The organism is Ramlibacter lithotrophicus (assembly GCF_012184415.1).
In the GTDB taxonomy this organism is placed as follows: Bacteria; Pseudomonadota; Gammaproteobacteria; order Burkholderiales; family Burkholderiaceae_C; genus Ramlibacter; species Ramlibacter lithotrophicus.
Window position 1 is genome coordinate 1 of record NZ_VTOX01000024.1, and the last position, 1,174, is coordinate 1,174.

1 protein-coding gene is annotated in these 1,174 nt (G+C 64.4%); it reads right to left on the reverse strand.

The features are described 5' to 3' along the window. Positions 1 to 7: 7 nt before the first annotated feature. Positions 8 to 1,165, reverse strand: coding sequence for an IS30 family transposase (locus RAMLITH_RS25445; RefSeq protein ID WP_168110276.1), 1,158 nt, complete (start codon positions 1,163 to 1,165; stop codon positions 8 to 10). Positions 1,166 to 1,174: the final 9 nt, after the last annotated feature.

The following is a 1,174-nucleotide window of genomic DNA, read 5'->3' on the forward strand; positions in this document are numbered from 1 at the left end:
GGCGGGTTCAACCAGTCGTTGCAACGGTCTCGGCGAGTTTATCCGCTGGCGTTCTGTAGCCGAGGGTCTTGCGAGGACGGGTGTTGAGCCTGTCTGCCACTGCATCGAGTTGCTCCTGCGTGAATCCCGACAGATCCGTGCCCTTTGGGAAGTATTGGCGCAGGAGGCCGTTGGTGTTTTCGTTAGACCCCCTCTGCCACGGGCTGCGTGGATCGCAGAAGTAGACCTTGACGTCGGTGGCGATGGTGAATCGCTTGTGGGCGGCCATCTCCTTGCCCTGGTCCCACGTCAGGGTGGCCATGAGCCCTTCAGGCAGTCGCTGTACCTGTTGGGTCAGCGCTTCGACGACGGTGGCGCTCTCCCTGTTTGCCACGCGTACGAGCACCACATAGCGCGAGCGGCGCTCCACCAGGGTGGCAATGTGGGTGTTGCGTGAGCCCGCGATCAGGTCTCCCTCCCAATGGCCAGGCACTGCACGGTCCTCCGCCTCGGCAGGTCGTTCACGGATCGAGATCGCATCCACGAGGCCGCGTGGATGCCCCTTGAACGTCGTTGTCTTACCTCGCCGGATCGCGCGGGCGCTGCGCAGATGCCCCAGGAGTTCCTTCTTCAGCAGGCCTCTGGCCTGGATGAACAGGCTTCGATAGATGGTCTCGTGCGAGATTTGCATGGCCGGCTCATTGTGATGAATCACCTTGAGCCAGCCGGCGATCTGCTGGGGCGACCAGTCATGCTGCAGTCGCTGGGCAACGACGCTGCGAAGCCGCTCGTTGTTGGCCAATACACATGGTTTGGGCCGCTCAGCCTCGCGCCAAGCCCTCTGATCGGCCGCAGCTGCCCTGTACTGCTGCGCTCCGCCGTTGCGCGCGATCTCCCGGCTGATGGTCGAGGGGCTGCGCCCGAGCTGGCGTGCGATCCACCGCACCGACTCCCCGGCAACCAGGCCGCGGGAGATTTCCTCGCGCTCCTGGGCACTCAGGTGTCGGCTCGATCGCGTACGCTGCGGCGGCGCCACCCCTCCGCTTTTCTGCAGCACAGTGAACAGGGAGCTCTTGGCCCTGCCTCCCAACGCCGCACCGATCTGGGCCAGCGTCTGGCCCTGCTTCCACCTGCGCCACAGCTCGCGACTTTCCTGGATCGTCAGACGCCTTCTCGCTCTTGCCATACTGGTCTC

Excerpts from the sequence above, each read along its gene's own strand:
- RAMLITH_RS25445 (WP_168110276.1), bottom strand. The coding sequence starts at position 1,165 with ATGGCAAGAGCGAGAAGGCGTCTGACGATCCAGGAAAGTCGCGAGCTG.